This is a genomic window from Glycomyces mayteni, assembly GCF_042428885.1.
In the GTDB taxonomy this organism is placed as follows: Bacteria; Actinomycetota; Actinomycetes; order Mycobacteriales; family Micromonosporaceae; genus Glycomyces; species Glycomyces mayteni.
This window is the reverse complement of the sequence record NZ_JBHMBP010000001.1, coordinates 397544-421879: the sequence shown is the minus strand read 5'-3', so window position 1 is coordinate 421879 and position 24336 is coordinate 397544. Positions and strand designations below refer to the sequence as shown.

At 71.9% G+C, this 24336-nt stretch carries 23 protein-coding genes and 3 tRNA genes; 17 read left to right on the top strand and 9 right to left on the bottom strand.

Annotation, left to right across the window (positions count from 1 at the left end):
- Positions 1–74 precede the first annotated feature (74 nt).
- Complete coding sequence (locus tag ACFFXY_RS02015) at positions 75–1046, top strand: aldo/keto reductase (protein ID WP_382347333.1); 972 nt, start codon at positions 75–77, stop codon at positions 1044–1046.
- Between the two features lie 83 nt (positions 1047–1129).
- On the opposite strand, the gene ACFFXY_RS02010 is transcribed toward ACFFXY_RS02015, so the two are convergent.
- Both ACFFXY_RS02010 and ACFFXY_RS02005 read right to left on the bottom strand, forming a co-directional pair.
- A tRNA-Arg gene (locus ACFFXY_RS02010) sits at positions 1130–1205 on the bottom strand.
- A 123-nt stretch (positions 1206–1328) separates the two neighbouring features.
- Positions 1329–2000, bottom strand: coding sequence for a hypothetical protein (locus ACFFXY_RS02005; RefSeq protein WP_382345365.1), 672 nt, complete (start codon positions 1998–2000; stop codon positions 1329–1331).
- Between the two features lie 138 nt (positions 2001–2138).
- Here ACFFXY_RS02005 and ACFFXY_RS02000 point away from each other — a divergent pair, with 138 nt between their 5' ends.
- Positions 2139–3281 (top strand): winged helix DNA-binding domain-containing protein, encoded by a 1143-nt coding sequence (locus tag ACFFXY_RS02000; RefSeq protein WP_382345363.1) that lies wholly within the window; start codon positions 2139–2141, stop codon positions 3279–3281.
- Positions 3282–3308: 27 nt separating this feature from the next.
- On the opposite strand, the gene ACFFXY_RS01995 is transcribed toward ACFFXY_RS02000, so the two are convergent.
- From ACFFXY_RS01995 to ACFFXY_RS01985, 3 genes are read right to left on the bottom strand one after another with little or no spacing between them, the layout of a single operon-like run.
- Complete coding sequence (locus tag ACFFXY_RS01995; RefSeq protein ID WP_382345362.1) at positions 3309–5006, bottom strand: DUF885 domain-containing protein; 1698 nt, start codon at positions 5004–5006, stop codon at positions 3309–3311.
- Positions 5003–5938, bottom strand: coding sequence for a prephenate dehydrogenase (locus tag ACFFXY_RS01990; RefSeq protein WP_382345360.1), 936 nt, complete (start codon positions 5936–5938; stop codon positions 5003–5005). Before ACFFXY_RS01990 ends, ACFFXY_RS01995 begins: the two co-directional genes overlap by 4 nt.
- Complete coding sequence (locus tag ACFFXY_RS01985; RefSeq protein ID WP_335992053.1) at positions 5938–6276, bottom strand: GroES family chaperonin; 339 nt, start codon at positions 6274–6276, stop codon at positions 5938–5940. The genes ACFFXY_RS01990 and ACFFXY_RS01985 overlap by 1 nt, the downstream gene beginning before the upstream one ends.
- A 151-nt stretch (positions 6277–6427) precedes the next feature.
- On the opposite strand from ACFFXY_RS01985, the gene ACFFXY_RS01980 reads away from it, so the two are divergent.
- The 4 genes from ACFFXY_RS01980 to ACFFXY_RS01965 all read left to right on the top strand — a co-directional run bounded on the left by ACFFXY_RS01980 (position 6428) and on the right by ACFFXY_RS01965 (position 11555).
- Positions 6428–7786 (top strand): AI-2E family transporter, encoded by a 1359-nt coding sequence (locus ACFFXY_RS01980; protein WP_382345358.1) that lies wholly within the window; start codon positions 6428–6430, stop codon positions 7784–7786.
- Positions 7783–9729: an ATP-dependent DNA helicase gene (locus ACFFXY_RS01975; RefSeq protein ID WP_382345356.1), complete on the top strand. Its 1947-nt coding sequence runs from the start codon at positions 7783–7785 to the stop codon at positions 9727–9729. Before ACFFXY_RS01980 ends, ACFFXY_RS01975 begins: the two co-directional genes overlap by 4 nt.
- Positions 9730–9921: 192 nt before the next feature.
- Positions 9922–10551 (top strand): DUF47 domain-containing protein, encoded by a 630-nt coding sequence (locus ACFFXY_RS01970; protein WP_382345354.1) that lies wholly within the window; start codon positions 9922–9924, stop codon positions 10549–10551.
- Between the two features lie 2 nt (positions 10552–10553).
- Positions 10554–11555 (top strand): inorganic phosphate transporter, encoded by a 1002-nt coding sequence (locus tag ACFFXY_RS01965; protein ID WP_382345352.1) that lies wholly within the window; start codon positions 10554–10556, stop codon positions 11553–11555.
- 854 nt (positions 11556–12409) lie between these two features.
- Here ACFFXY_RS01965 and mshD read toward each other — a convergent pair.
- From mshD to ACFFXY_RS01950, 3 genes are all read right to left on the bottom strand, one after another.
- Positions 12410–13357, bottom strand: coding sequence for a mycothiol synthase (mshD, locus tag ACFFXY_RS01960; protein WP_382345350.1), 948 nt, complete (start codon positions 13355–13357; stop codon positions 12410–12412).
- An 80-nt stretch (positions 13358–13437) separates the two neighbouring features.
- A tRNA-Ser gene (locus ACFFXY_RS01955) sits at positions 13438–13529 on the bottom strand.
- Positions 13530–13570: 41 nt separating this feature from the next.
- Positions 13571–14404 carry an IucA/IucC family C-terminal-domain containing protein gene (locus tag ACFFXY_RS01950; RefSeq protein ID WP_382345348.1) on the bottom strand — a complete coding sequence of 278 codons (834 nt, stop codon included), beginning with the start codon at positions 14402–14404 and terminating at the stop codon, positions 13571–13573.
- A gap of 262 nt (positions 14405–14666) precedes the next feature.
- On the opposite strand from ACFFXY_RS01950, the gene ACFFXY_RS01945 reads away from it, so the two are divergent.
- Positions 14667–15443, top strand: coding sequence for a CPBP family intramembrane glutamic endopeptidase (locus ACFFXY_RS01945; RefSeq protein ID WP_382345346.1), 777 nt, complete (start codon positions 14667–14669; stop codon positions 15441–15443).
- A gap of 76 nt (positions 15444–15519) precedes the next feature.
- Positions 15520–15607, top strand: a tRNA-Ser gene (locus tag ACFFXY_RS01940).
- Between the two features lie 117 nt (positions 15608–15724).
- Here ACFFXY_RS01940 and ACFFXY_RS01935 read toward each other — a convergent pair.
- Positions 15725–16918, bottom strand: a complete 1194-nt coding sequence (locus ACFFXY_RS01935) for a PucR family transcriptional regulator (protein WP_382345344.1) — start codon at positions 16916–16918, stop codon at positions 15725–15727.
- 217 nt (positions 16919–17135) lie between these two features.
- Between ACFFXY_RS01935 and ACFFXY_RS01930 the strand changes: the two genes are divergently transcribed.
- Genes ACFFXY_RS01930 through ACFFXY_RS01890 form a run of 9 tightly spaced genes read left to right on the top strand, consistent with a single transcriptional unit; the run spans position 17136 to position 24332 of the window.
- Complete coding sequence (locus tag ACFFXY_RS01930) at positions 17136–17738, top strand: helix-turn-helix transcriptional regulator (protein WP_382345342.1); 603 nt, start codon at positions 17136–17138, stop codon at positions 17736–17738.
- 51 nt (positions 17739–17789) lie between these two features.
- Positions 17790–18608 (top strand): alpha/beta hydrolase, encoded by an 819-nt coding sequence (locus tag ACFFXY_RS01925; protein ID WP_382345340.1) that lies wholly within the window; start codon positions 17790–17792, stop codon positions 18606–18608.
- A gap of 57 nt (positions 18609–18665) precedes the next feature.
- On the top strand, positions 18666–19400 hold the full coding sequence (locus ACFFXY_RS01920) for an ABC transporter ATP-binding protein (protein ID WP_382345338.1): 735 nt from the start codon (positions 18666–18668) through the stop codon (positions 19398–19400).
- A complete protein-coding gene (locus tag ACFFXY_RS01915; RefSeq protein ID WP_382345336.1) occupies positions 19401–21320 on the top strand; it encodes an ABC transporter permease in 1920 nt (639 codons plus the stop codon). It begins immediately after the preceding gene.
- A gap of 45 nt (positions 21321–21365) precedes the next feature.
- Positions 21366–21713 carry an ArsR/SmtB family transcription factor gene (locus tag ACFFXY_RS01910; protein ID WP_359945835.1) on the top strand — a complete coding sequence of 116 codons (348 nt, stop codon included), beginning with the start codon at positions 21366–21368 and terminating at the stop codon, positions 21711–21713.
- The gene (locus tag ACFFXY_RS01905) at positions 21703–22176 is read left to right on the top strand and encodes an SRPBCC family protein (RefSeq protein WP_382345334.1); all 474 of its coding nucleotides are present in this window, start codon (positions 21703–21705) and stop codon (positions 22174–22176) included. The genes ACFFXY_RS01910 and ACFFXY_RS01905 overlap by 11 nt, the downstream gene beginning before the upstream one ends.
- A complete protein-coding gene (locus ACFFXY_RS01900; RefSeq protein WP_382345332.1) occupies positions 22176–22838 on the top strand; it encodes a dihydrofolate reductase family protein in 663 nt (220 codons plus the stop codon). Before ACFFXY_RS01905 ends, ACFFXY_RS01900 begins: the two co-directional genes overlap by 1 nt.
- A gap of 58 nt (positions 22839–22896) precedes the next feature.
- Complete coding sequence (locus ACFFXY_RS01895; RefSeq protein ID WP_382345330.1) at positions 22897–23535, top strand: TetR/AcrR family transcriptional regulator; 639 nt, start codon at positions 22897–22899, stop codon at positions 23533–23535.
- Complete coding sequence (locus ACFFXY_RS01890) at positions 23532–24332, top strand: SDR family oxidoreductase (RefSeq protein ID WP_382345328.1); 801 nt, start codon at positions 23532–23534, stop codon at positions 24330–24332. The genes ACFFXY_RS01895 and ACFFXY_RS01890 overlap by 4 nt, the downstream gene beginning before the upstream one ends.
- Positions 24333–24336 lie beyond the last annotated feature (4 nt).

Sequence of the window (24336 nt, the reverse complement as noted above, 5' to 3'; positions counted from 1 at the left end):
ACGTCGAGACGCGGGTCGGTATCGTGCTGGTGCGGCCCGATCGGGTCGGTGCGGCCTGGGAGAGGGGACGGTTCATGGAGTACACGCGTGTGGGGGCATCAGGACTCAAGGTCAGCCGGATCGCGCTGGGGTGCATGAGCTTCGGCCAGATGCCCCGGGACTCGGACGCATGGGCGCTCGGCCCGGAGGAGTCGGCGCCGCTGTTCCGCCAGGCGGTCGAATTGGGGATCACCTTCTGGGACACCGCGAACATGTACTGGGCCGGCAGCTCGGAGGAACTGGTCGGCAAAGCGATCAAGGAGTACACCCGCCGCGAGGACGTGGTCCTCGCCACGAAGGTGTTCTTCAAGATGCACGACGGTCCAGGCGGCTCAGGGCTGTCGCGCAAGGCGATCCTCGAACAGATCGACGCCTCCCTGGGGCGGTTGGGAACCGACTACGTCGACTTGTACCAGATCCACCGCTTCGACCCCGAGACGCCGGTCGAAGAGACCATGGAGGCACTGCACGACGTGGTGCGAGCGGGGAAGGTCCGCTACATCGGCGCGTCCTCGATGTGGGCCTGGCAGTTCGCCAAGATGCAGCACGTGGCAGAGGTGCACGGCTGGACCCGGTTCATCTCCATGCAGGATCAGTACAACCTGATGCAGCGCGAGGAGGAGCGCGAGATGTTCGGCCTGCTCGCCGATCAAGGGGTCGGCAGCCTCCCGTGGAGCCCGCTCGCCAAGGGCCGCTTGGCCCGTTCTTGGGGTGAGCGAACGGCACGTTCCGAGCGCGACCCGATGGCCGCCCGCTATGACGCCGAGCGCGACCGCCCGATCGTGGAGGCCGTGGCCCGGATCGCGGAAGAGCGCGGCGTGCCCATGGCGCAGATCGCCCTCTCCTGGGTGCTCGGGAAGTCCGCGGTGACCGCTCCGATCGTGGGCCCCACGAAGCCCCATCACCTCGCCGACGCAGCGGCGGCCGTCGACCTCGAACTCACCGATGACGAGGTCGCGGCCCTGGAGGAGCCGTACACTCCGCGCCTGCCCACCGCCTTCAGTTAGCCGCGCACGGCGGTAGTGGTGCTCCGAGGCTCATGACGCCGGATAGCAGGAAAGCCGGGTCGATGACCCGGCTTTTTCTGTGGTGGTGCGCCGCGAGGGATTCGAACCCCCAACCTTCTGATCCGTAGTCAGATGCTCTATCCGTTGAGCTAGCGGCGCTTGGCCCGGTTGAGCAGGCCGGGCATAACCTTACCTGGCCCGGGATCGGGGCTGCAACCGGGTTCGGTGGTGTGCTGTGGGTCATTCGTCCGGGATCTGAACCCAGAACAGAAGGATCTGGGGTCAGCAGTTGTCGAGGACCGTCTTGGCGAAGGCTCGCCAGGCCTCGGGGAGGGCGTCGGTGCCGACAGCCGCCCAGACGGCGGTCTCGGCCTCGGGGACCTCGTCGCCGAGGAGGTAGCGGGCGATGAATTCGGCGCGGCCCGCGTGGCCGGGGAAGAAGTAGCCGCCCGCGGCGAAGAGGGCCACGTAGGCGCGGTGGAGGCCCGTGGTGAGGGCCTCGGCGGTCTCCCAGGGGTCGGTCGCGTCGGCGAGGCGCGCGGCCAGGGTCTCGGCCTCGGCCGCGACCGCTTCACGGGACGCGTCGGCGAGGGCCTGCGGGAACTCCGTCACCTCGGCGCGGGCCTTGGACCCGAGCTCGGAGTCGTCGGCGAGGAGCGTGCCCTCGGCGAACGCGCCGATGACCTTGAGGGACTCCGAGGAGGGGTGCTCCCAGTCCTCCCCGCGGCCGAGGGCTTCCAGGAGCTTCTGGAAGCGACTGACCGTGAGGTGCACCGCCTCCGCGCTCGCGTCCTCGGGCACCTCGGCGGTCTCCCACACGCACACGAGCTCGGCGTCCTCCCCGAACCCGGACAGGGCGGGGCCGTGCGCGTACGCGAAGGCGAGGCGCTCGTCGTCGTTGAGGTCGGCGAGGACGTCGGTGGAGAGCCTGAGGACCGCGTTGGGAAGGGACATGCCGCAATTGTGCTTGCTCCTCGCAACCGCGTCCACCCGTCTGAGCAGAGGAACCATCCGTGATTCCGGCCATCAAGGCGCATGGGGCGCATGGTTCGGCGGAGGGCTCATGTCGCCTTCTCCCGCTAGCATGAGCGGATGCCGACACCCACCCGAGACCTCACCCCGCGCGCCGTCGCCGCCTGGCGCGCCCGCTCGCAGCGGCTGTGGGGCGAGCGCCTCGCCACGCCGCTGGACGCCTTCGACCACCTCGTCGCCGTCCAGTCGCAGGAGTACCAGCCCTCGAAGCTCACCCCCGCGATGCGCGCGGCCCCGGACGGGGACGGCCGCGGGTACGCCGGGGCCGCCGCCGTCGACGAGGCCATCGAGCAGGGCGCGGTCGTGCGGACCCACGTGCTGCGCCCCACCTGGCACACCGTGCCCGCCAAGGACCTGCGGATGCTGCTGACCGCGACCGCCGACCGGGTCAAGCAGCTCATGGGCACCAACAACCGCAGCCTCGGCCTTGACGCGCACACCCTCGACAAGGCCGCCGAGGCGCTGGCCGCCGCGACCGCGGGCGGGCGCCACCTGAACCGGAACGAGGTCATCGAGGCGCTCAAGACGGCCGGGGTCGCCGACCCGACCGGCTCGCGCCTCTCGCACCTGCTGGAGCACGCGGAGCTGACGCGGGCCGTGTGCTCGGGCACGCCGAAGGACGGGAAGCAGACGTACGCGAACTTCGACGAGCGCGTCCCCGCGGGCGACATGGGTCAGGACGAGGCGGTCCGGGAGCTCGCGCGGCGGTTCTTCGCCTCCCGCGGCCCCGCCACCGTGAAGGACTTCACGCGCTGGGCGACCCTGAAGGTGGCCGACGCGAAGGCCGCCGTGGACGAGCTGAAGCTCGGCGGCTCGGGCCTGCGCGAGCTGCGCTACGACGACCGGGTCTTCTACTACGAGGGCGAGCGGCCCGAGCCGGAGGACGGCGGGCCCGTCGTGGACTTCGTGCAGGGATTCGACGAGATGCTGTGCTCCTACACCGACTCGAAGGACTTGGTGCTGCACCACTCGGTGCCCCGGGCGCTGTTCCCCGACCGGCCGCGGTTCAACTCCGCGATCCTCCTCGACGGCCAGGTGATCGGGAACTGGAAGGCCGCCGTGAAGAAGGACCGCGTGGCCATCGAGACGTGGCGGGTCCGCGGCTTCACCGCCGCCGAGATCGCCGCCCTGCGCCGCGGCGCCGACCGCCTCCGCGCCTGGTACGGCAGCCCGGAGATGGAACTCGGCCTCGACCACGACTGAGTCGCGGTCGAGGCCGATGAGCGGCGCTTAGAGGCGCGCCAGCGCCTCGCGGAACGGGTCGAGGCCCATCGAGCCGAGGTTGAGGGCGTCGGTGTGGAACTGCTTGAGGGAGAACTCGGCGCCCTTGCGGCCCTTGTACTCCTCGCGGGCCTGCATCCACAGGCGCTCGCCGACCTTGTACGACGGGGCCTGGCCGGCCCAGCCGAGGTAGCGGTTGCGCTCGAACGAGAGCATGTCGTCCTCGATGGTGCGGGTGTGCGCCTTCATGAACTCGAACATCTTCTCGCCGTCCCACTGCTCGCCCGGACGCCAGCCGAACGGGTTGTCCTCGGGGATCGCGAACTCGCAGTGGAGGCCGATGTCGACGATGACGCGGGCGGCGCGGAACGACTGCGCGTCGAGCATGCCCAGGCGCCCGGCCGGGTCCTCGTCGTAGTACCCGAGCTCGTCCATGAGCCGCTCGGAGTACAGCGCCCAGCCCTCGCCGTGGCCCGAGCACCACATCATCTGGCGCTGGAACCGGTTGAGCAGCTCCGTGCGGGCCATCGTCTGGCCGACCTGGAGGTGGTGGCCGGGGACGCCCTCGTGGTACACCGTGGACTTCTCGCGCCACTTGCCGAACAGCTTCTGGCCCTCCGGCACGGACCACCACATCGCGCCCGGACGCGAGAAGTCCTCGCTCGGGCCCGTGTAGTAGATCGCCCCGTCCTCGGTCGGCGCGATCTTGCAGTCGATCGTGCGGATCTGCTCCGGGATGTCGAAGTGCTTGTCCGCGAGGTCGGCGATCGTCGAGTCCGCGAGCTCCTGCATCCAGTCGCGGAAGACCTCCTTGTCGGTGAGGTTCTGCTCGCCGTCCTGGTCCAGGAACGCCACGGTCTCCTCGATCGACGCGCCCGGCTTGATGCGCTCGCACGTCGCGCGCATGTCCGCCTCGATGCGGGCCAGCTCCTGCCAGCCCCACGCGTACGTCTCCTCAAGGTCGATCGCCGCGCCGATGAAGTAGCGCGACGCCCGCGAGTAGCGGTCGCGGCCGACCGCGTCCTTCTCGGGCGCCTGCGGGGCCAGCTCCTCGCGCAGGAACCGCGCGAAGTTGTGGGTCGCCGAGCGCGCCCACGCCGCGCTGTTGCCCAGCGCGATCTTCAGCGGCCCCGACGTGATCGGCTCGCCGTCGATCGTCACCGAGCTGATCAGGTTCGCCCAGAAGTCAGTGCCGGGCCCCTTGACGCCGTTCCAGTTGTCGCAGTGCGTGGCCACTTCGAGGACCTGCCGCTTGGCGGCGACGCGGCCCTCCGCGGCCTCGGCGCGCAGCGTCTCGGTGTACTGGTTGAACGCCTCGGTGACGGCGGCCAGGCGCGCCGCGATGTTCTCCGCCGCGACCTTCCCGTCCTTGGGCATCAGGTCGAAGATCTGCCGCACGTCGTGCACGGGGGACGCCAGCACGTTCAGGCTCAGGTACTCGTCGCCCGCCTCGTACCGCTCCAACTGGAGGCGCAGCCGCTCCAGGATCGCGTCCTTGGCGACCCGCTCGCGCTCGTCCACCGGCTCGGCGGCGTCCAGGTCGGCGATCCCCTGCCGCAGCAGCGCCGCCTGCGCGGCGGCGCCCGCGGGCGAGAGGTCGTCGATCTCGTGGTCGTGCCCGGGGACGCCCATGGCCGTCGCCATGAGCGGGCTGAGGGCGATGAAGTCCTCGACGTACTTGTCGGCGATCTGATCGATTCTTCTCATGGAGTGGACTGTACGCGAGGCCGCCGCCCGATCGCGACCTCACTTTCCACGCCCTCGACCCACCCGCCCGCGGCCCCGAGGTCCAGCAGCGCTTCACGCGTCAGGGGGACCCGCTCGGCCTCCCCGGGCTCGGGCGGCCAGGCCGCGCGTCTGGCGCGGGCCCGGTCGAACCACGCGGCGATCCGGTCCGGGTCCTGGCGGTACTCGGCGACGTACTGGTGCGCGGTCCCGAGCTCCTCGCCCAGCTCGTCGAGGGCGTCCAGGAGCATCGCGTGGTTGCCCTCGACCATCCCGGCGAACAGCGCGGTCGGGCTGGCCGCGACCCGGGTGCCGTCGCGGAACGACCCGGCCGCGAGCGTGCGCGACAGCGGGTCGTCGGCGGTCAGGACCAGCGCGGCCGCGACCAGGTGCTCCAGGTGCGAGATGCGGGCGGCCGCGGCGTCGTGGTCGTCGGCGCGGGCCGGGACGACGCGGGCGCCGATCGAGGCCCACAGGCGCGCGAGCAGCAGCCAGTCGTCCAGGTCGGTGTCCGCTTCGAGGCACAGGACCCAGACGCGGTCGCGGAACAGGCCCGCCTCGGCGCTGGCGAAACCCGCGGTCTCCTTGCCCGCCATGGGGTGCCCGCCGACGAAGCGCGACTGGGCGGCGAAGGCGCGGGCGGCGTCGGCCTTGACGGAGGCGGTGTCGGTGACGAGGCCCCGGTAGTCCTTGAGGGCCGCGGCGACGGAGGCGAGGTGGCGGACGGGGGCGGCGACCACGGCGACGTCGGCGTCGAGGAGCGCGGCCGGGTCGGCGGCGACGGGGAAGTGCGCGGCGGCGGCCGCGCGGACCGCGGGGTCGGGGTCGTGGCCGAGGACGTCGTGCCCGGCGTCGGCGAGCGCGAGGGCCGCGGACCCGCCGATGAGGCCGAGGCCGGTGACCGCGACGCGCATCAGAGGTAGAGCCCCGTGCCGTCGTTGTCGACGCGCTTGGCGGCGACGGCGTGGATGTCGCGCTCACGCAGGAGGATGTAGGTGCGGCCCTGGATCTCGACCTCGGCCTTGTCCTCGGGGTCGAACAGGACGCGGTCGCCGTTCTCGACGGAGCGCACGAGCGGCCCGACGCCGACGGCCGCGGCCCAGTGCAGGCGCCGGCCCATCTGGGCGGTCGCGGGGATGACGATCCCGGCGGCCGAGCGGCGCTCGGAGTCGGCGTCCTCGCGCACGAGCAGGCGGTCGTGGAGGAGCCGCACGGGCAGGCCGGTCGTCGAGTCCAACGGTGTTTCGGTCACAGCGCCCGAGCCTACCGCGAGCGGCGGGTGGTGGCGCCTGCAAGACCGGTCTCGGTGGTGCTGGCTGGATGGGGACAGTCGCATCGAACCGGTACGGTACGTGTTGACGTTGCACCCGCCTCCTTCCGGAGGAACCGTCCTTGGAGACACCGTGAGCCGATTCCGCCGCACCACCGCCCGTGCCAGACAGCTGTGGATCGGCATGCGCCTCAACCCGGTCGCCGAGCGCGCCGCCGCCGGGCGCGCCGACGAGGAGCCGGACGTCGGCGGGGGCGGCGCGGACCTGCCGCCCGAGGACCCGGCCGCCGCGGTCGGCGGCGACCCCGAGCGCCGGTACGTCCCCACAGGACTCGTCGTGGGCGCCGCGTGGTCGTGGCGCCTGCTCATCATCGGCGCGCTGCTCGCCGTGATCCTGTACCTGCTCAGCCAGGTCACCACGGTCGTCATCCCCGTCGTCATCTCGTTCCTGCTCGCCGCGATGCTCCAGCCCCCCGCGGCCTGGCTGATCCGCCACGGCTGGAACAAGTCCCTCGCCTCGATCCTCATGCTCGTCGCGGGCCTGGCCGTCGTCTCCTCGGTCATCACCTTCGTGATCCAGCAGTTCATCGCGGGCGTCCCCGACTTCTACGACTCGATCGTCACGGGCCTGCGCGACGCCCAGGCCTGGCTCGAATCCGGCCCCTACGGCCTCGACGGCGCGCAGGTCGCGGAGATACTCGCCGACGTCCAGGCCAACATCACCAACTGGTACGGCGAGAACCAGGAGACCATCGTCCAGACCGGCCTCAGCGTCGCCGGCTCGACCGCCTCCGGGCTCGGGAACTTCGTCACCGGCCTGTTCCTGGTCCTGTTCACCACCTACTTCTTCATCCGCGACGGCCGCCGCATCTGGACCTTCCTCACCGGCTGGCTCCCGCGCCCCGCCACCGAGTCGCTGCGGTACGCGGGCGGCGCGGGCTGGTCGACGCTCGTCCAGTACATGCGCACCGTCGTGGTCGTCGCCGCCGTCGACGCGATCTTCATCGGCCTGGGCCTGTGGCTCCTCGACATCCCGCTGTGGCTGCCGCTGACCACGCTCGTGTTCCTCGGCGCGTTCATCCCGATCATCGGCGCCACCGTCTCGGGCGCGGTCGCCGTCGTCGTCGCGCTCGTGGGCACCGAGAACGGGCTCGTCAACGCGCTCATCGTCCTCGGCATCGTCCTGGCCGTGCAGCAGCTCGAATCGAACCTGCTCCAGCCGTTCCTCATGAGCCGCGCCGTCAAGCTCCACCCGCTCGCGATCGTCCTCGCGGTCACCGCGGGCGGCTTCGTGTGGGGCATCGTCGGCGCGCTCGTCGCCGTGCCGCTCCTGGCGATCGTCAACGGCACCGTCCGGGCGCTCAACCGCTTCCGCGACGCGCGCCGCGAAGCCCAGGCCCGCGGCCTGGAGGACGGCGACGCGACCGTCGAGGCCGCCGCCGACGGCGGCGACCCGATCGACGCGGGCGAGCGGGCGGCCCGGGAGCGATGAGCGCCGACGCCGAAGCCCTCAAGATCCTCGACGCCGCCGTCGCGGCCACCCCCGGCGGCGCGTCCCGCGACGGCCAGCGCGAGATGTGCGCGGCCGTCGCCACCGCCGTCGACTCCGGGAAGCACCTGCTCGTGCAGGCGGGCACCGGGACGGGCAAGTCGCTCGCGTACCTGTGCGCGGCGCTGGCCACCGGCAAGACCGTGGTCGTGTCGACCGCGACGCTCGCGCTCCAGCACCAGCTCGTGGCCGTGGACCTGCCGCGCCTGGTGGAGGCCGTCGCGCCGGTCCTGGGCCGCAAGCCCTCGTTCGCGCTCCTGAAGGGACGCCACAACTACCTGTGCAAGCGCAAGATCGCGGGCGACGGGGAAGAGGACGAGGGGATGCTCGAAGGGACCGAGCAGCTCAAGTGGGCGGGGCAGCAGGCGTCGTTCGCGAAGCAGGTGCAGCGCCTGTACGACTGGGCGAACGACACCGAGACCGGGGACCGCGACGACCTCGACCCGGGGGTGAGCGACCGGGCGTGGAAGCAGGGCTCGACGACGTCGAGCGAGTGTCCGGGCGCGAAGGACTGCGCGCAGGGCCCCGACTGCTTCGCGGAGCTGGCGCGCGCCCGCGCGCACGAGGCGGACATCGTCGTCACGAACCACGCGCTGCTGTCGATCGACATGATGAACGAGCGGTCGGTCCTGCCCGAGCACCAGGTGCTCATCGTGGACGAGGCGCACGAGCTGGTCGACCGGGTCACGAACGCCGCGCGCGCGGAGCTGCACCCGGCACGGCTGCGGTTCCTCGCGCAGCGGGGGCGCCGCCTCATCGACGCCGATGTGGCCGACGAGATCCGGGAGGCCGCGGACTCGCTGGAGAACGCGCTGAACATGGCGGGGGAGCGGCGGTTCTCCGGGGAGCTGCCCGCGCCGCTGACGGAGGCGCTCAACCTTGTCAACGCCTCGTGCGTGAAGGCCACGACCCATCTCGGCGCGCTGGACGCGGAGACGAAGAAGCAGCTGAGCGCCCAGCAGCTGAAGGCCGGTCTCGTGGAGGCCGTGGAGACGGCGGGCCGGTGCATCGGCCCGGCCGGGGACGACGTGATCTGGGCGGAGCCGAACGGGCCCGTGCTCGTGGCGGCGCCGCTGTCGGTCGGCGGGCTGCTCTCGGCGATGCTGTACGAGGACCGCACGGTGGTCGCGGCGTCGGCGACGCTGACGCTGGGCGGGAAGTTCGACACGGTCGCGCGGAACATCGGCCTGCCCGCGGACGGGCACGGGTGGACCTCCCTCGACGTGGGTTCGCCGTTCGACTACCCGAAGCAGGGCATCCTGTACGTGGCGGCGGCGCTGCCGCGTCCGACCGCGTCGGGCCTGTCGGACGACGCGGGCAAGGAGCTGCTGCGCCTGGTGGAGGCGAGCCGCGGCGGGACGCTGGGCCTGTTCTCCTCGAAGAAGGCGGCGGCGGAGGCCGCGGAGCTGCTGCGCGCCAAGACGGACTACTCGATCCTGCTTCAGGGGGAGGAGACCCTCGGGTCGCTGGTGAAGCGGTTCAAGGAGGAGGACTCGACGTGCCTGCTCGGGGTCATGTCGCTGTGGCAGGGCGTGGACGTGCCGGGCATGACGTGCCGCCTGGTGGTGGTGGACCGCATCCCGTTCCCGCGCCCGACGGAGCCGCTGACGGCGGCGCGCTCGGAGGCCGCGGACGCGGCGGGGCGCTCGGGTTTCGCGGAGGTGTCGGTGCCCGCGGCGGCGATCCGGCTCGCGCAGGGCGCGGGCAGGCTGATCCGGCGGACCTCGGACCGCGGGGTGGTGGCGATCCTCGACTCGCGGCTCCAGACGAACCGCTCGTACGGGAAGTTCATGCGGGACTCGCTGCCGCCGTTCTGGTACACGACGAAGTCCGATTCGGTGGCGGGGGCGCTGGGCCGTCTGGCGGACGCCGCAGCCGAAGGTTAACAATTCATGAACTTCACTAAAACTCTTGTATAACCCCAGCTTAGAGCGGTTTCGTGGAGTCTCACACAGGGAACTTCGCTAGCTTGTGTCACGTTCACCTGGATGTTAACTTCGGCGTGACGATTTCCAGCCGTCCCCTTGCCTGATCGGTACAGTGAGGACAGTCAAAGCGACCGAAAGCAGGGGTGCCCGGTGCGGTTCTCGCTGAAGCCTCAGGACGACGCGTTCTACGCCTTCTTCAACGACGCCGCGGACAACATCCGCCGCGGGGTCGGGATCCTCTCGGAGCTGGGCGACGACGCGCCCGACTTCCAGAAGATCTCGGAGCGCCTCGTCGACGTCGAGCACGACAACGACCAGCTCACGCACCGCCTGTTCAACAAGGTGAACTCCACGTTCGTCACCCCGATGGACCGCACCGACATGTACCACCTGGCCGGGAAGCTCGACGACATCCTCGACCACATCGAGGCCGCCGCGAACCTGGTCTACCTGTACGGCCTCTCCGACCTCCCGGCCCTGCCGCGCGAGATGATCGAGCAGATCACCGTCCTCTCCCAGCAGGCCGACCTGCTCGTGGAGTACATGCCGAAGCTCAAGGGCCTCAACGCCACCATGCAGGACTTCTGGGTGGAGTGCAACCGCCTGGAGAACGACGGCGACCGCGCCTACCGGATGCTCCTGGTCCGCCTGTACTCCGGCGAGTACGAGGCCCTGACGGTCATGAAGCTCAAAGAGGTCGGCGACGAGCTCGAAGCCGCGTGCGACTCGTTCGAGTCGGTGTCCAACGTGGTCGAGTCCGTCTACGTCAAGGAGTCCTGAGCGTGGACGGTGTGCTCGTCGCCGTCGTCGTCTGCATCGCCGCCGCGCTGCTCTTCGGCTACACCAACGGCTTCCACGACTCCGCGAACGCCATCGCGACCTCGATCTCGACCCGGGCGCTGCGCCCGCGCGTCGCGCTCGGCATGGCCGCGATCGGCAACTTCATCGGCGCGCACCTCGGCGGCAAGGTCGCCGCGACCGTCGCCAGCGGCCTCGTCGAGCTCCCCGGCGGGATCGACGGCATCCTCATCGTGATCGCCGGCCTCCTCGGCGCCATCACCTGGAACTTCATCACCTGGTACTTCGGCCTGCCGACCTCGTCGTCGCACTCGCTGTTCGGCGGCATGGTCGGCGCGACCATGGCCGGCGGCGCGGTCGTCCTGTGGAGCGGCATCGTCGACAAGATCGTGCTCCCCACGATCATCTCGCCGGTCGTCGGCTTCGTGCTCGGCTTCCTGGTCATGATCGCCGTCTACTGGCTCTTCCGCCGCGGCCGCCCCGACAAGCTCAACCGCGGCTTCCGCCACGCCCAGACCGTCTCCGCCGCCGCCATGTCCCTCGGGCACGGCATGCAGGACGCCGCGAAGGTCATGGGCATCATCGTCCTCGCCCTCACCGTCGGCGGGTACTACAACCCCGACGACCCCATCCCCGAGTGGGTCTACCTCGCCAGCGCCGCCGTCATGGCCGCCGGCACGTACGCGGGCGGCTGGCGCATCATCAAGACCATGGGCCGCCGCATCATCGACCTCGGCCCGCCCCAGGGCTTCGCGGCCGAGACCGTCGCCAGCGCCGTGCTCTACGCGAACACGTTCCTCCTCGGCGCGCCGATCTCCACCACGCACACCATCACCTCCGCGATCATGGGCGTCGGCTCGACCGGCGGCAAGCGCGCGGTCCGGTGGGGCGTGGCCCGGTCGATCGTCATCGCCTGGATCATCACGTTCCCGATCGCCGCACTGGTGGGCGCGCTGTTCTACCTGCCCATCCAGTTCCTCGGCTAGCGCTTCCGCGAAGCGGCCCGGTCCCTCGGACCGGCCCGCTCCCGTTTCTCCCGTTGCGCACCGGCGCCGCCCCCGTTTCGACTAGCGTGAGGTGCATGTCCGTACAGCGCTTCGGGAAGTGGGACTTCCGGGCGGTCGACTCCGAGTCGGCCGCCCGGGCGCTCGCCCGACTCAAGGAGCAGGGCGCCCCCGCCGAACCCGAGCGCGCCGCCGTCGTCGTCCTCCTGCGCGAGGCCCCGCTGCGGGTGTTCCTGCTGCGGCACGCCGCGAAGGAGCCGTTCGGGCTCCCCGCGATCGGCCGCGCCGACATGCCCGGGGCCACCGCGCGCGAGCGCTGGGCGCACCTGGACGTGGACGCCGGGTACGAGCGCTCCGCCACCGGCCCCCGCGGTTCCCTCTACGGGTTCCCCGGCGGCCGCCACAAGCCCGACGACCCCGACGTCGCCATGACCGGCGTGCGGGCCGTCGAGGAGGAGACCGGCGCGATGGTCGCCCTCCAGCGGGCCTGGGCCCGGTGGGTCACCCCCGAGTACGAGCCCGTCCGCTTCGACACATGGATCTACGTGGCGACCCTCGCCGAGGGCTTCCAGCCGCGCATCCGCGTCCGCGAACCCGAGTACGCCACCTGGATCGGCCCCGAGCAGGCGGTCTGCCAGTACGGCGGCCAGATGTCCATGCCCGAGGCCACGGTCCTCGCGGAGCTGTCGCGCTACTCCACCGTCGGCGAGGTCTTCGCCGCCGCCGAGCAGCGCGAGATGGGCCCGATCCTGCCGCGCGTCAGCCTCCAGGAGGGCGAGGCCCGCCTGGTCCTGCCCGGCGAAGAGGGCTACCCGGCCGGGGCGCTCGCCCGCGCGTTAAGGGCGGGTCCAGCTCAGGGGCCGCGACCACTGCACGTCCGTGCGGACCACGGTGAAGCCCTGCTTGCGGTACAGGCCCACGGCCTTCGTGTTCGACTCGTCGGCGTACAGGTCCACCTGCCGGATGCCGTGCGCCGCAAGGTGGGCGAGCCCGGCCAGCGTCAGCGTCCGGCCCAGGCCCGTGCCCTGCGCGCGCGGGTCGACGCCCAGCACGTACACCTCGCCGACCCCGCCCTCCACTTTGGTCCAGTGGAACCCGAGCATGCCCTCGTCGTCCTCCGCGACCAGGAGCCCGTCCGGGTCGAACCAGGACTCCTCCTCGCGCGCACGCAGATCCGCCGCGGTCCAGCGGCCCTGCTCGGGGTGGTCGGCGAACGCGGCCGCGTTCACCCGCAGCCACTCGGCCTCGTCCCGCCCGGTCCTGAACGGCCGCAGGCGGACCCCCGCGGGAAGCGACGCCGCCGGAGCGTCCCCGACGGGCCAGTTCCGCCCCGCGCCCTCGGGCCAGGCCGCGGGCCAGGGGAACCCTTCGAGGCTCCGCGAGAACTGGAACAGCACCCGCACCCGGTCGAAGCCGCGCGCCTCCGCGAACCGCGCCGAGGACGGCAGGTCGCCGTGGCCCCACACCCGCAGCTCGCTCGCGGCGGGCCCGATCCAGTCGACGACGGCGTCGAGCAGGCGACCGCCCACCCCCTTGCCCCGGTGGTCCGGATCCACCGCCAGCTCGGCCTCCGCGACGTCCCCGACGACCTCCGCGCCCGCGTACGCGACCATCGAGTCGTTAAGGGGCACAACGAAATGCCTGCGACTCCTGTCGGGGTTCATCGACATCGCCAAGGTGGTCCGCTCGTTGAACGGGGCGATGCCGTCGGCCTCCTCGCAGCGACGCGCCATGGTAACGATTCTGTGAATATCCCGACCCGGAAGTGAAGCATGTTGCGCCATGGGGTTACTCTATTCCTGGACTCAGCACCGTGCCGGGGTGCTGAGTCCTTTTTCATGCCCTCGGCGCGCGGGGCGGTCCGTGGCGGAGAAGGTGGGATTCGAACCCACGGTGGGCTTTGACACCCACGGCGGTTTTCAAGACCGCTGCACTAGTCCACTATGCGACTTCTCCAGAGCCCGTGAAGGCACGCGTCAATCTATCAAACGCGGCGGCTAGCACCGATCGGTCTGGACGCAGCAGGTCGCGCACGTGCGCCCGCCCTCGATGGTCAGCGCCAGGCAGCAGGTGCGGCGCCGGTACGCGAGGCGGCCGTCCTCGCCGGTGGCGACGTCCACCAGATGCGCCACGTCGAACGCTTCGAGCAGGGTCTTCGCGATCACCTCGTCGGCGTCCGGCACCGCCGGGGCCATCGACGCGACCGCGTACGACAGGCCCGAGGCCAGCGACCCCATGAGCGTGCGGCGGCCGACCCGCACGCGCGCCAGGAACGCGTCGAGGACCGGCCCCAGGTGGGCGTCGAAGGCCGTGGCGCGCAAGCGGTCCAGCAGGACCTCCTCGTTCGCGACGACCTCGACGTCAGGGTGGCCCGCGCACGGGTCGTGCGGGAGGGCGAGGAACCGCGGGCGGACCTGGCGCACCGAGAACATCGGGGCGCCGGCGCTTACGCGGAAGACGGTGTTCGCGGCGTCCATGACCGGGACGCGGCGGGCCGCGACGTACCCGAGGACGACGGGCGCGAGGGTCCAGTAGCAGTAGGTCTTCCACGCCAGGGCCGCGTTCGCGTGGGGCGAGCCGCCCCACAGCGCGGCGGCGGTCGCCATGAGCTCCTCGACGCGCTCCCCTGCGGCGAGCTCGGCGGCGGGGAACTCGACGGCGCCGTCCGCCGGGCCGCCGTAGAGCCAGGACCTGATCCCGGCGACCGGGTGGGAGCCGCTCTCGCGCTCGACCCGGGCCGCGACGGCGCGCAGCGCGCGCATCGGGTGGGGGACCGGCGGGTGCGCGAGCACGGGGACGCCGGTGAAGGCTTCCGCAGTCGCGAGCCGCATCAGGATACCCCTCTCAGGTAAGGACTGGCTAACCTTACCTGATTCCGCAAGCCTAGTGTCAATAAACCGACAGACGCGGCGCGGCGACGGGGTGTAGGCAGGCGAGGTGCCGTGAGGGTGAGCGTCGCCGAGTGGGATGAGATTCACAGCACCTCGCCTAACGCCTACGATCATGCCCCTGACCCCGGGCGACGCGTCGCACACGCGGTGCGACCGGTCCCGTCTAGGTGTCCCCTTTCGGGGCTCTGGCACTCTGGTGCGCATGTCGCAGACCGAGGCCCCTCCGCTCCTCCCGCGCCGCACGATCGGCCGCGAGGTCGTCATCGTGCTCCTGCTCTCCCTCGGCGCCTCCGCCGTCTGGTCGGTCGTCGACATCGTCGGCACCCTCACCGAGCCCGGCGGCCTCGCCGACTCCGTCCAGTCCATGAACTCTGCGCGGGCCGAGGCCGAGCGTCCCTGGTACGACCTCGCCCAGCAGCTCGTCAGCCTCGCCCTCGCCATGGCCCCGGTCGCGCTGGCGCTCCACCTCCTCAGCCTCGACCGCGGGAACCCGTTCCGCCTCATCGGCTTCGACGCGCGCCGCCCCTGGTTCGACCTCCTCGGCGGGGCGGGCCTGGCCGCGTGCATCGGCATCCCCGGCCTCGCGCTGTACTTCACCGCCCGCGCCCTGGGCCTGAACGCGACGATCGCGGCCGCGAACCTCAACGACGTGTGGTGGGCCGTCCCGGTCCTCGTCCTCGCCGCCCTCAAGAACGCGATCGTCGAGGAGGTCGTGGGCGTCGGCTACCTCGTCACCCGCCTCCGGCAGCTCGCCTGGCGGCCCGTGACCATCGTCCTCGCGCACTCCCTCCTGCGCGGGACCTACCACCTCTACCAGGGTTTCGGCGGCTTCATCGGCAACGCCGTCATGGGCGCGGTCTTCGCCCTCTGCTTCCTCAAGTGGAAGCGCACAGGCCCCCTCGTCGTCGCCCACACCCTCCTCGACATCGCCGCCTTCGTCGGATACCTCCTGGTCGCACCCCACGTGAGCTGGCTCTGACCGACCCCAACCCGCTTGGCCCCCCTCGCGCCCTACCGGTATGCTCGATGCTCGTACGTCTGACGTACGAGCCACTGGAGGATTCGCATAGTGGCCTAGTGCGCCCGCCTGCTAAGCGGGTTTCGGGTGATACCCGATCATGGGTTCAAATCCCATATCCTCCGCAACGAGAACCGTGGGGACCCTGCCGATTCGGCAGGGTCCCCTTAGTCTTCTCGGCAGCGGCAGGCGCCGCCCGGACAGGTCATCGCACTGGCCGAGGCGTTTGCAGGAGCCCGGCGTTAGCGGTTCCAGGACTGGGGCGGGAGTTGGGTCCAGGCGTGGCAGGCGGCGACGAGTTCGGCGATGTCGCCGGGGCGGGCGAGGTTTTTGCCGGTGACGACCTCGATGCGGCGGAGGCGGTGGCGGATCGTGTTGGGGTGGCAGGTGAGGGCCTCGCCGGTGGCCTGGGCGGAGCCGCCCGCCTCGATCCAGGCGCTGAAGGTCTCCAGGAGGAGGTCGCGGCGGTCGGGGGCGAGGTCGAGGAGGCCGCCGAGGACGGTCCGCGAGGTCTCCTGGGCCGCATCGGGGGCGGACGCGACGAGGACGTTCATCGGGCTGTCGCGGAACTGCTCGACCGTGGCCGTCCCGGGGTGGCGGCGCAGCACGAGCTGCGCCAGGCCCAGGGCCCAGGCGGCGCGGCGCAGCGGCACGAAGACCGGACTGACGCCGATCGGGCCCGACGCGTGGCGCTCCAGGACGTCGAGGACCGGGCGCATGCGGGTGAGCTTCTCCAGGGACAGGACGCCGTACAGCGCGTCCTGCGCGAGGTGCCACACCGAGGCCACGTCGATCGCCGAGAGGCTGGAGCCGACCCGCGGGATCGGGTCCTCGCCGAGGCCGGTGGCCGCCGCGACGACCACGAACTCGCCCTCGACCGGCAGCCGCAGCTTGTCCGCGACCTCGACCACCGTCGCCAGGCCGATGTCGCTGGTGAGCAGCACGTTCACCAGGGCCGAGCGCTCCCGCTCGCGCGTGAGTAGGAGGTGCTGGGCCTCCTCGCGGTACGCGTGGATGATGGTGTCGCCCACGAGGTTGTGCAGGTGGAACCAGTTGCGGGACAGGTCGACCACGTCGTCGGCCGCGATCGCGGGCGCGGCGCGGGCCGCCCGGATGATCGCGTCCCACGCCTCGTCGTAGCCGATCCTGAACGATGACAGCAGGTCCGCCAGCGGCATGCCCTGCTTCGCGCGCTCGCGGCCGGTCTTGACGGCCATCGCCAGGTCGAACTTGCGGCCGGACAACCGGTCGAACGCGTCCTCGACGTTGCCCACCACCGAGGCGAGCACCATCTCCCGCGGGATCGCCCCGGCCGCGTACACCGGGACCTCCGTGAAGATCCGCGCCGTGATGAGCTCGGCGAGCGCCGGGACGCCGCCGCCGATGCGCCGGATGACCTCTTCTGCTGTCCTGCTTGTCGATTCGATGCTCTCCACCGTCACCTCCGCCGGGATCGCCTGCGCGCGGGCTGTGTCGGGGAACAACGCGCCGGCCGAAACGCTGTCCCGCCTGCCAATGACCGGAAGCGCGCTCACCCGTCAATCTATATGGCACGACGCACAGTCGCAGGACCGTATGCGGTCGCAGCCCGTGCCGACCAGCTCCGATCCCACCACGGGCCCGCACCGCGCGTCCACGGCCGACAGGAAAAGCATGCTTTCGGTACTCATCTGCTCCCGCACGTTCGCCGCGACCCAGCGCATGGCCGCCGTCGCCGCCCGGCACGGCATCGACCACAACGTGCGCACGGCGGGCACCGGCGACGACGCCCTCGCCATGCAGGCGCAGCGGCCCGCAGAAGTGGCGATCCTCGATGCGGCCGTGGCCCTCTCGTACGGCGCGGCGTTCCTCACCAGAGTGCGCCGCACCTGGCCGCGCACCGCGACGATCGTCGTCGGGGTGAGCGGCCCCCAGCTCGCGGCCGAGGCCGTCACCGCGGGCGCCCGCGGCGTGTTCGGCTCCGGGGCGGAGGCCGACGAGCTGGTGTCGGCGCTGGCGTGCTCGATGCTCGCGAACTGGCCGCGGCCGGGCCTCAAGCGGAAGGCCGAGCCGACGTTCGGGGCCGCGCCGACCGAGCGCGAGATGGAGGTGCTGCGGGCCATGAGCGAGGGCCACAGCAACGCCGAGATCGGCCGGCTGCTGTTCCTCAGCGAGGACACCATCAAGACCCATGCGCGGCACCTGTACCGCAAGCTCGGCGCCCGCGACCGCGCGCACGCCGTCGCCGCGGGGTTCCGCATCGGCCTCCTCTCCTAGCGCGCGGGGCTGGAGTGGCCGGTGGGGCGCGGCGGTGTGAGAATGGCTCCCATGGCGATCCCCGACCTGGACGAACTGCGCGCCGACATCACCGCCCGGCGCGGGCGGCGCGCCCCCGGACCCGAACTGCCGCACGTGGAGGACCTCACCGGCCCCGGCGGGCTGCGGCTGCGCCGGTACGGGCACGGCGAGCCGCGGCCGGTCCTGGTGTTCGTCCACGGCGGCGCATGGGTGGTCTGCGACCTCGACACGCACGACCGCACCTGCCGCCGCATCGCCGCCGCGTGCGGCGTCGAGGTGCTCGCCGTGGACTACCGGCTCGCCCCCGAGCACCCGAACCCGGCCGGGATCGAGGACGTCGCCGCCGTGCTCCGCTGGGCCCGGCCCTGGGCCGTCGCCGGGGACTCCGCGGGCGGCTTCCTCGCCGCCATGGCCTGCATCCGCCTGCGCGACAACGGCGAGCGCGTCCCCGACGCGCAGATCCTCCTGTGCCCCAACACGGACCTGACGCTCTCCCAGCCGAGCGTCGAGGAGAAGGGCACGGGCTTCGGGCTCGACGCCGACTTCCTCGCCTGGGCCGTCGCTCAGTGGGAGCCCGACCCGGTCCGCCGCGCCGACCCCGCGAACAGCCCGATGCTCGCGCCCGACCTGCGCGGCCTCCCGCGCGCCGTGATCGTCACCGCCGAGGACGACGCCCTGCGCGACGAGGGCCGCGTCTTCGCCGACCGCCTCCGCGAAGCAGGGAACGACGTCGCCTACCGCTGCGAGCCGGGCCTCGTCCACGGGTTCATCCAGGGCATGGACCTCACCTCGCCCGAGGCCGCCGCCGCGCACGAGCGGGTCTTCGCCGACATCCGCGCGCTGCGCTGACACCGGCCCCGCCGCCGTGTCAGCGGCGTGTCAGGCCCCGCCCGCACCCTTGCCGGCATGCACACCACCGAACCACCGGTCGCCCTCGCCGGCGTCACCCGCGTCTACGGCAAGGGCCCCACTGCCGTGCGCGCCCTCGACGGCGTCGACATCGCGTTCCCCGCGGGCTCCTGGACCGCCGTCATGGGCCCCTCCGGGTCCGGGAAGTCCACGCTCCTGCACTGCGCCGCCGGGCTCGAACGCGTCACCTCCGGGACCGTCCGCGTCGGCGGCCGCGACATCACCGGCGCCACCGACGCCGAACTGACCCGCCTGCGCCGCACCGAGATCGGCTTCGCGTTCCAGACGTTCAACCTCATCGCCTCCCTCACCGCGGAGCAGAACGTCGCCATGCCCCTGCGCCTGGCCGGACGCAGGCCCGAGCGCGCCGAGGTCCGCGCCGTGCTCGACGCCGTCGGCCTCGCCGACCGCCGCAGGCACCGCCCCCGCGAGCTCTCCGGCGGGCAGCAGCAGCGCGTCGCCATCGCCCGCGCCATGGTCACCCGCCCCGCCGTGCTCTTCGCCGACGAGCCGACCGGCGCCCTCGACACCAAGGCCGCCCGCGCCGTCCTCGCCCTCATGCGGTCCATGGTGGACGAACGTGGGCAGACCACGATCATGGTCACCCACGACCCGGCCGCCGCCGCGGCCGCCGACCGGACCGTGCTCCTCTCCGACGGCCGCATCGTCGAACACCTCGAACGCCCCACGACCCGCCAGGTCGCCGAACGCCTCGCCGCCTTGGAGGACTAGATGATCCTCCTCGCCTGGAACACCTTCCGCGACCGCTGGCAGGTCTTCGCCGGGGCCCTGGTCACCGTCTGCCTCGGCGTCGCCCTCGTCCAGTCCTCGCTCCTCGCGCTCGTCGCCGCCGCGACCGCGCCGATCCCCGCCGGACTCGCCCCGGAGGACGCGCTCGCGCTCCAGGGCGCGTACGACGGGGCCCTGACGCTCCTGTCGATGGTGCTCGCGCTGGCCGCGTTCACGGCGGTCTTCATCGTCGCCTCGACGTTCGGATTCACCGTGGCCCAGCGGCACCGGGAGCTGGCGCTGCTGCGGCTCACCGGCGCGAGCCGCGGCCAGGTGCGCTCGCTCCTGGTCGGGGAGGCGGTCCTGCTCGGGCTCGCCGGGTCCGCGCTCGGGACCGTCCTCGGCCTGCCGGTGATGCGCGTCCAGACGTGGATGCTGGACCGGTTCGGTTTCGCCCCAACGGGGTTCACGGCCCAGTGGCGGCCGTGGGTCGTCGCGGTGTCGCTCGGGACCGGCGTGCTCATCGCGGTCCTGGGCGTCCTCGCCTCGTCGCGGCGGGCCGCGCGCATCCGCCCGCAGGAGGCCCTGCGCGAAGGCGCGGAGGCCGCGCAGGTCATGACGGCGTCCCGCTGGGCGATCGGCCTGGTCTTCACGGCCGGGGCCGTGGTCCTCTACGTGCTGTTCCCCGCGGGCGCCGCGCCGCTGCCGGTCTGGTTCATCCAGGTCACGCCGTTCCTGGTCACGGTGCCGCTGGTGATCGGGCTCAGCGCCCTGGCGCCGCTCGTCGTCCCGCTCGCGGCCCGGCTCCTCGGGCTCGTCTTCCGCGGCGTCACAGGCGAACTCGCGCTGTCGAACCTGCGGTCGGACGCCCGCCGCAGCGCCTCCACGGCCGCGCCGGTCATGGTGCTGTTCGCGCTCACCGCGGGCATCGGCGGCACCCTCGCCACCGTCGGCGAGGCCGGACGCCAGGAGACTCTGGCTACTGTGGATGGCGACCTCGTGGTCACCGCCGACCATGCCGAGTCCGGTGTCGCCGAAGCGGACGGCGTCGCCGCGGCGTCCGCGCAGGCGCAGGTCCTCTTCGAGCTCGACTTCGAGGAGTCCGGGGCCGCCTGGACCGAGGCCCACTACGGGCTCGCCGTCGACCCGGCCGACTACCTTGCGACGCACGAGGTAAAGCTCGTCGCGGGCGACCTCGCCGACCTGGCCGGGAACGCCGTCGCCGTGAGCCCCAAGGAAGGGCGCGAGCGGGAGTGGAGCGTCGGCGACGCGCTGCACGTCCGCCTCGACGGCGAGCGGTTCGAGGTGCGGATCGCCGCGATCCTGCCGCCCTCGGTCGCCGGACCGGAGTACCTGCTGCCGATCGCTCTCGCGCCCAGCGGCACCGGGCCGTGGGAGCACGTGGTGCGCCTCGACGCAGGAGCGGACCCCGAAGCGGTCGCCGCGGGCCTCGCCGGGTTCGGCGACGTGACCACTGTGGAGTCATGGGCCGACGCGGCCGCCGCCGCGGACGAGCGGTTCACCCGCGACACGATGATCGTGCTGCTCGGGATGACCATGCTCTACACCGTGATCGCGATCGTCAACGCCGTGGTCATCGCCGCCTCGAACCGGCGCCGCGAGTTCGCCGCCGCCCGCGTCACCGGCCTCGCCCGCGGCCAGGTGGTCGCCCTGGCGTTCCTGGAGTCCCAGGCCGTCGTGTGCATCGGCGTGCTCCTCGGCGCCCTCGCTGCCGCGGCCTCCGTGCTCGGCGTCGCGGCGGCCCTGGAGACCCTCGCCGGGATCAGCGCGCTCGCCGTCCAATGGCCGCTCCTGCTCGCCCTGGCCCTCGGCTCGGCCGCCGTCGTCGGGGTGACGAGCCTGGTCACGGCCCTGTCGGCGACCCGCACGCCGCCGATCCGCCTCGTCGCCTCCCGCGAGTAACCCGGACCCGCTTGACATATTCCGTTATGGGTATATGATCGGTGCATGGCACGAGCCGCGACCACCTCCGACGCGTTCAACGCGATCGCCGAGCCCCAGCGCCGGCGCATCCTCGACCTGCTCAGGGGGCGGGAGCTGGCCGTGTCCGAGCTCGCGGGCGAGCTCGGCCTGCCGCAGCCCGGGGTGTCCAAGCACCTGCGGGTCCTGCGGGAGGTCGAGCTGGTGCGCGTGCGCAGCGACGGCAAGCAGCGCCTGTACTGCCTGAACGCCGAGGCCCTGCGACCGGTCCAGGAGTGGGTCGGCGGCTTCGAGCGGTTCTGGGAGGCGAGCTTCGACCGGCTGGACGAGTACGTGCAGGAACTGAAGGAAGAGGAAGGGCGAGATGGCGACTGACGAGCAGACGACCGACCGGGAGATCGTGCTCTCCCGCACGGTGAACGGCCCCAGGGCACTGGTGTTCAAGGCGTTCACCGAGGTCCGGCACCTCTCCAGGTGGTGGGGCCCGGACGGGTTTACCACCACGACGCGGTCCTTCGCGTTCCGCGAGGGCGGCGACTGGGACTTCACCATGCACGGGCCCGACGGCGCCGACTTCCCGAACTGGATCACGTTCACCGAGATCGCCGCGCCCGAGCGCATCCGCCTCGTCCACGGCACGTTCAAGGACGACCCCGAGAGCTTCGACCAGGTCCTCACCTTCACCGACCTCGGCGAGCGGACGGACCTGGAGATGCGGACGGTGTTCCCGTCGAAGGCCCACAAGGACCTCGTGGTCGAGCAGTACGGCGCCATTGAAGGCGGCAAGCAGACACTCGGCCGCCTCGCGGCCTACATCGAGAAGGAAGGCGAGATCTGATGGCCGGCAAGGTGTTCTTCAGCGTGACCATGAGCCTCGACGGGTACATCGCCCCGGTCGACGGCGGCGCCATGAAGGCGATGAACGAGGGCCGCACCCACGACCCCGAGTACAAGCAGTGGATGTCGCAGTGGGCCGAGCTCCAGGGCTGGGCCATGGGGCAGGCGTTCTTCCGCGAGAACCTGAAGATGGGCTCGGGCGGCAAGACCGGGCCCGACAACGACGCGCTCAAGGCGACCTTCGACCGGACCGGCGCCACGGTCATCGGCAAGCGCATGTTCGACGGCGGCGAGGGGAGCTGGCCCGAGGACGCCCCGTTCCACACGCATGTCTTCGTGCTCACCCACCAGGTCCGCGAGCCGTGGGAGCGCCCGGGCGGCACCGTGTTCCACTTCGTCAACGACGGGATCGAGAGCGCCCTCGCGCAGGCCCGCGCGGCCGCCGGGGGCCGGGACGTGCGCATCGGCGGCGGCGCCGAGACGATCCTCCAGTTCCTCAACGCCGGGCTCGTCGACGAGTTCTCGCTGACGCTGCGGCCGGTGCTCTTCGGCGCGGGCGACGCCCTCTTCGGCGGCATCGACCACGCCCGCGTCAAGCTCGAACCGGTCTCCTCGGTGGCGACCGAGTCAGGCACGCACCTGACGTACCGCGTGAAGTCCTGATCAACCACGGGTTTGACCCAATCAACCAAACGGATAATTAACTGGTAGGGTTCGTCCTGTGGAACCCAGGACGAACCGGCGGCGCGCGCCCGAGCCCGCGGCGCGCGTGCGCGACGCGGAGCGCACCAAGGCGAAACTGCTCGACGCGGCGCTGACCGAGTTCGCCGCGCACGGCTACCAGGGCGCCCGCGTCGGCGCCATCGCCGAGCGCGCGGGCGTCAACAAGCAGCTCGTCAGCTACTACTTCGGCGGCAAGGAGGGCCTGTACCGGGCCCTCCAGCGCGGCTGGCTGGAGCACGAGCGCGACCACGCCGAGTCCGGCGTCCCGCCCGAGGAGCTCATGCGCTGGTACCTGCGCCAGAACCTCTCGGACGTGCGCACCGTGCGGCTCGTCCTGTGGCAGGCCCTCGCCGAGGGCGGCCCGCAGGAGGAGACCGAGGCCGACGTCGAGGCCGAGCAGGAGCGGATGCGCGAGCGCCAGGAGCAGGGCGACTTCGCGCCCGACCTGGACACCGCCGCCGTGCAGCTCGCCATGATGGGCATGGTCTTCGCGCCCGCGGTCTTCCGCACCACCGCCCGGCGCCTCTTCGGCGTCGACATCGACGATCCCGACTTCGAGACCCGCTACGGCGACACCCTGTCGCGCATCCTCGCGCGACTCGCCGCGGACACCACCACCGAAGGAGACCACCCATGACCGTCCTGGTCACCGGCGCGCGAGGTTCCATCGCGCGTAACGTCATCGCGCAGCTCATCCTCGCGGGCGCACCCGTCCGCGCGGCCAGCCGCACCCCGGTCGAGGTCGAGCTGCCGGGCGGCGCGCTGCCCGCCCGCTTCGACCTCACCGCGCCCGAGACCCTCGCGCCCGCACTGGAAGGCGTCGAGAAGGTCTTCCTGTACGCGGCCCACGAGGGCATCGAGCACTTCGTGCCCGCCGCGGAGGCCGCGGGCGTCAAGCACGTGATCCTGCTGTCCTCGGCGGCCACGCTGGGCCCCGAGGACAACCCGATCGCGCAGGTCCACCTCGCCGTCGAGCGCCCGCTCGAAGCCTCGAACCTGTCGTGGACGTTCGTGCGCCCGGCCATGTTCGCGACCAACTCGCTGTGGTGGGCCGAGTCCATCAGGACCGAAGGCCTGGTGCGCCTTCCCTACCCGGACGCGCCGGTCAACCCGATCCACGAGCGCGACATCGCCGACGTCGCCGCGACCGCGCTCCTCGGCGGCGGCCACGAAGGCCGGAAGTACACCGTGGACGGTCCCGGGCACCTGCCGCAGCGCGAGCAGGTCGCCTTGATCGGCAAGGCGATCGGCCGCGACATCGCGGTCGAGGAGCTGCCGCGCGCGGCCGCCGAGCGGTTCATGCCCGCGTCCCTGCTCGACATGCTCGCCTCGGCCCAGCCGATCGCCTACGGCCCCACCGCCGAAGCCGTCACCGGCCGCCCGGCCCGCACCTACGAGCAGTGGACCGTCGACCACGCCGACGACTTCCGCTGATCCG

What these genes read in the sequence shown, in the direction of transcription:
- ACFFXY_RS02015 (WP_382347333.1), top strand. Translation starts at nt 75, where the DNA reads ATGGAGTACACGCGTGTGGGGGCATCAGGACTCAAGGTCAGCCGGATC.
- ACFFXY_RS02005 (WP_382345365.1), bottom strand. Translation starts at nt 2,000, where the DNA reads ATGTCCCTTCCCAACGCGGTCCTCAGGCTCTCCACCGACGTCCTCGCC.
- ACFFXY_RS02000 (WP_382345363.1), top strand. Translation starts at nt 2,139, where the DNA reads ATGCCGACACCCACCCGAGACCTCACCCCGCGCGCCGTCGCCGCCTGG.
- ACFFXY_RS01995 (WP_382345362.1), bottom strand. Translation starts at nt 5,006, where the DNA reads ATGAGAAGAATCGATCAGATCGCCGACAAGTACGTCGAGGACTTCATC.
- ACFFXY_RS01990 (WP_382345360.1), bottom strand. Translation starts at nt 5,938, where the DNA reads ATGCGCGTCGCGGTCACCGGCCTCGGCCTCATCGGCGGGTCCGCGGCC.
- ACFFXY_RS01975 (WP_382345356.1), top strand. Translation starts at nt 7,783, where the DNA reads ATGAGCGCCGACGCCGAAGCCCTCAAGATCCTCGACGCCGCCGTCGCG.
- mshD (WP_382345350.1), bottom strand. Translation starts at nt 13,357, where the DNA reads ATGGCGCAACATGCTTCACTTCCGGGTCGGGATATTCACAGAATCGTT.
- ACFFXY_RS01950 (WP_382345348.1), bottom strand. Translation starts at nt 14,404, where the DNA reads ATGCGGCTCGCGACTGCGGAAGCCTTCACCGGCGTCCCCGTGCTCGCG.
- ACFFXY_RS01945 (WP_382345346.1), top strand. Translation starts at nt 14,667, where the DNA reads ATGTCGCAGACCGAGGCCCCTCCGCTCCTCCCGCGCCGCACGATCGGC.
- ACFFXY_RS01930 (WP_382345342.1), top strand. Translation starts at nt 17,136, where the DNA reads ATGCTTTCGGTACTCATCTGCTCCCGCACGTTCGCCGCGACCCAGCGC.
- ACFFXY_RS01925 (WP_382345340.1), top strand. Translation starts at nt 17,790, where the DNA reads ATGGCGATCCCCGACCTGGACGAACTGCGCGCCGACATCACCGCCCGG.
- ACFFXY_RS01920 (WP_382345338.1), top strand. Translation starts at nt 18,666, where the DNA reads ATGCACACCACCGAACCACCGGTCGCCCTCGCCGGCGTCACCCGCGTC.
- ACFFXY_RS01915 (WP_382345336.1), top strand. Translation starts at nt 19,401, where the DNA reads ATGATCCTCCTCGCCTGGAACACCTTCCGCGACCGCTGGCAGGTCTTC.
- ACFFXY_RS01910 (WP_359945835.1), top strand. Translation starts at nt 21,366, where the DNA reads ATGGCACGAGCCGCGACCACCTCCGACGCGTTCAACGCGATCGCCGAG.
- ACFFXY_RS01905 (WP_382345334.1), top strand. Translation starts at nt 21,703, where the DNA reads ATGGCGACTGACGAGCAGACGACCGACCGGGAGATCGTGCTCTCCCGC.
- ACFFXY_RS01900 (WP_382345332.1), top strand. Translation starts at nt 22,176, where the DNA reads ATGGCCGGCAAGGTGTTCTTCAGCGTGACCATGAGCCTCGACGGGTAC.
- ACFFXY_RS01890 (WP_382345328.1), top strand. Translation starts at nt 23,532, where the DNA reads ATGACCGTCCTGGTCACCGGCGCGCGAGGTTCCATCGCGCGTAACGTC.